The following is a 3330-nucleotide window of genomic DNA, read 5'->3' as shown; positions in this document are numbered from 1 at the left end:
GATTGGGATTCCTTATGCAGGAATGTTTTTTGACGTTTTAATAACTTTTGTTTCAAGCCCAACCGATTGGGATTCCTTATGCAGGTTAAAAGGAATTGTTCTACAAGTGATTACGATTGTTTCAAGCCCAACCGATTGGGATTCCTTATGCAGGTCTGCCCTTTGCAAGGCATTGAAAGTATTATAGCAAACAACCCTAAAATTCAGAACCCCCCTGCGTTTTTTTAATTTTCCTGAGTTATCCACAGGGGTTCTGAATGAATTTTGAAAAATTGCCATTTTGGCATGGAAAGGCAATCAAAATTTATGCTCGCGCATGATGGCCAACAAGCCGTTGACTAAGCCGTTATACCAACCAGGAATCTCGCTTACGCCAAGGAATGTTAATACATTTTGGGTCAAGGGTTGAGCGAGGAAAGTCATTGAACCGTTTTGGTTTCCCCAAAGCTTTCTGTCAATGTAAAGTTGCTTGGCCGCCATCATTTGTTGGTCAGCTAACCGGTTATGGGTCATCAAGTTGCGGTATTCGGCGGGCGACGGCAGACTCCCCCTGATGGCAGTTTTATAGTCAATGAGGTGGTCGTTAGAGTTAATCAGGCTCAACCAAATATCATCATACTCTTTAGCTGAAAATAATTTGTACTTAATGGGGGATATTTTTGTCAAGGGTGCCATGGGCTTATCCTTGCCTTTGGTAAATAAATCTTTCGGGATGTTCGGTTTTATGTTGGTCGTTATGCCTTGTTTTTTTGTGTAAACCACATCGCGATCAAGAATAACGGCGTCATAGTCTCCACCCCAGGTGTTCAATTGGTTTTCATACGCATCAAGCAAAACATTGTCGAAAAATGTGTTTGTCCAATGCATGGCTTCGGTCCACGCACTGGATCGCACGGCGGACTCTGCCCGTAGGGCGGGTAAGATACAGCGTTTTTTGCAGTTATTGATCTTCCCGATTACTTCAGCGAGGTCAACGTTTTTAATGTCTCTGGTATTGACATCAAATCCCCGGAATAAATTGGCCACCTTGCGGATCGGAATTATCCAGTCTTTATGTTGTTTATGCTCAACATGCCTAACCGAAGCTTCCGCTCCTAAAAAGTCGCCAACCGCAATCAATTTTGCAACGCTGGCACGCAAGTCAAAGCTTTGTTCGGGCGTGATGATACCGAGGTTAATAGAATTGATAATCGGTGTATGGTCGTCGTAATTTTCTGAAACTTCGGCTATTTCGCAGCGTCCGGCAAAATAAAAATAAGCGCTGTCGCGCATCAAGATTTTAGTGCCGGGAATGCCGCCAATGCCGCACAGCGCCGCGTGGCATTGTGGGTTTTTGTCGCTGAAATCTTTTAAGGTTTTGCAAAGCCTATTGATCGCATCGGGCGTTTTTTCCATGATTTCATCATTTTTCAGCAAATTAACCCATGACGAACGGTTTATGTCAGGTTGCTGTTGTTCATCAAATGTTAAATTTAACTGTCCTGCGATCCATTTTGCTAAAAGCGGTCCGCAAGCAAACGGTTCTTCTTCTGTAAATTTAGTTTTATTGTTTCTGTGGGTATTGAAAACGACTGAGGCGATTATTTTGCAGGCGTTTTCTTCCTGCTTTTTTTTATACTTCGCCATTATCCGGCTCAGTTTGACCGGGATGACAATAATCTTACCTTCTTCGTCTTTAGCCAGCTCAACTTTTATTATCTCGTTGGCTTTAGGCTTGGTGGAGGAACCTTCATTTTCATCGGTTTCGACAACGTTCTCTTTGTTACGGGTATCATTTTTAGGCATGGCTAATAAATTGCCTTGTTCGTCATGCACGATGTCAATGTTTTTGACGACTTTCAACCCCGGTACTAATTTGTAAATGTCGTCTACCTTGATATGTTTGATAATGTATTTGCCATCATAATCCAGCAGCCATTGATGGAATAAACGGGTGCTTTCCTTGTTCACTTCAACGGGATGGTATTTACCCTCAACCATTATTGCTGGTTTTAAGTCAGTCCGGCCTGCGGAGACGAAAAGAACGAGTTCTTGTGGCATAGTTTAATTCTCGAAGAAAGTTTATTGTTGGATGTGGCTCGTGCTAAGGATTTTAGCTTGGGTTAAAGTCTAATGGCTTTAACAGCTTACCAGAAAGTTGGCTGTTTGTTTCTGGTAATCGCCGATTTTTGATATGGTCCGTACGGATGGCGGAATGGTGCGCGAAAATATTGCCTTTTACATTGGGGTATTCCGAGCGTGTCCGGCCTGCATATTGGTGGACAGCGCACCATTGTTCCAGGTGATCTACTGAGGTTAACTGCCCAGCCAGCTTTTCCGCTAAGGCAGTTATGGCCTTGTCGCTATCTTTATACGCATTTAACACGGGAAGTTTGTCGGCGGCATTCGCCGTCAGTAACTGAATGGCATCGCATTTCAACTGGACGCTGCCAAAGCCTAAAGGTCGGGCGTGGCCGAGTTTGTGGGCGAACAGGGGCGGTTTTTTTTCAACTACGGTTTTGTCGGTATCAGGCAATTTTGCAATGATGTTGTTTAGTTCCTTATGGTAGTTGGCTTCCGGCTTGGCATCCTTCAGCTTTATCAATGTTGCTTTTAAGTATTTTTCTGGTTCCAGCGTGACCAACAACGCCCCTAATTCCCAAGGCCGTAAATCCTTAAACCGGAGCGTAAAGCGAAAATCCGTTGTTGGCTTGGAGACAAAACGGGCAAGCATGGCTAGATTGCCGTTGATGTGTTCGTCTGTAGTAGCTCTATAGCAGGAATCGTCTGTCTCGGCCTTGGGCTGGTGCAGGTAAAACTTGCGGCCTGCCAATGTTGAGGGGGTATCCCGTCCAGGCAAATCGCCATAGGTCAGCATTTGGCCGCCGTCTTTGCGGTCTGCTTTTAATCTGGCAGAAACAAAAGGGGTACTCAAGTTTTCAGGTTTGGGTTGCGTTAAATAATGTTCCACCGCGCTTGGCCTGGGTTGGCCTAATGGTTTTAAGGCCAACGCTTGGTCGCCGGTTAAAAAACGGCTATTATCGGTTGCCCCATCCTTTAAAACTTCAACGGCACTGTTGATGTGGATACGCCCAGCTAGCTGTTGAAAATCACCGATACCGATATTTGATGACCCATTTTGTTTAAGTGGATCGGTTACTCTATCCGAAGTGTAGCCAAACAGTAATCGCGTTGCGTTAAGTTGGTCAGGTTTTGGATTATTTTCATTGGCGGTTAACTCTGCCTTTAACGGGGTTAATATTGGACGCACATTGGGATTCCCGTTATTATTCCAGACAGTTCTGATGGTATTCGCATAACGCCAGCGGTAGTAGTAATTGTGGCCCATAC

Annotated in this window: 2 protein-coding genes; both read right to left on the bottom strand. The window is 44.6% G+C overall.

Translation table 11 applies throughout. The features are described from left to right. Positions 1–297: 297 nt before the first annotated feature. Positions 298–2040, bottom strand: a complete 1743-nt coding sequence (locus ACLQ6D_RS12880) for a hypothetical protein (protein ID WP_411727714.1) — start codon at positions 2038–2040, stop codon at positions 298–300. Between the two features lie 52 nt (positions 2041–2092). Then, positions 2093–3330: hypothetical protein (locus ACLQ6D_RS12875; protein ID WP_411727712.1), on the bottom strand; the 1238-nt coding region annotated here is incomplete at its 5' end.

It is taken from the genome of Methyloglobulus sp. (assembly GCF_046714055.1).
In the GTDB taxonomy this organism is placed as follows: Bacteria; Pseudomonadota; Gammaproteobacteria; order Methylococcales; family Methylomonadaceae; genus Methyloglobulus.
Note: the sequence above shows the minus strand (reverse complement) of the source record. Positions and strands in the feature narration are given on the sequence as shown.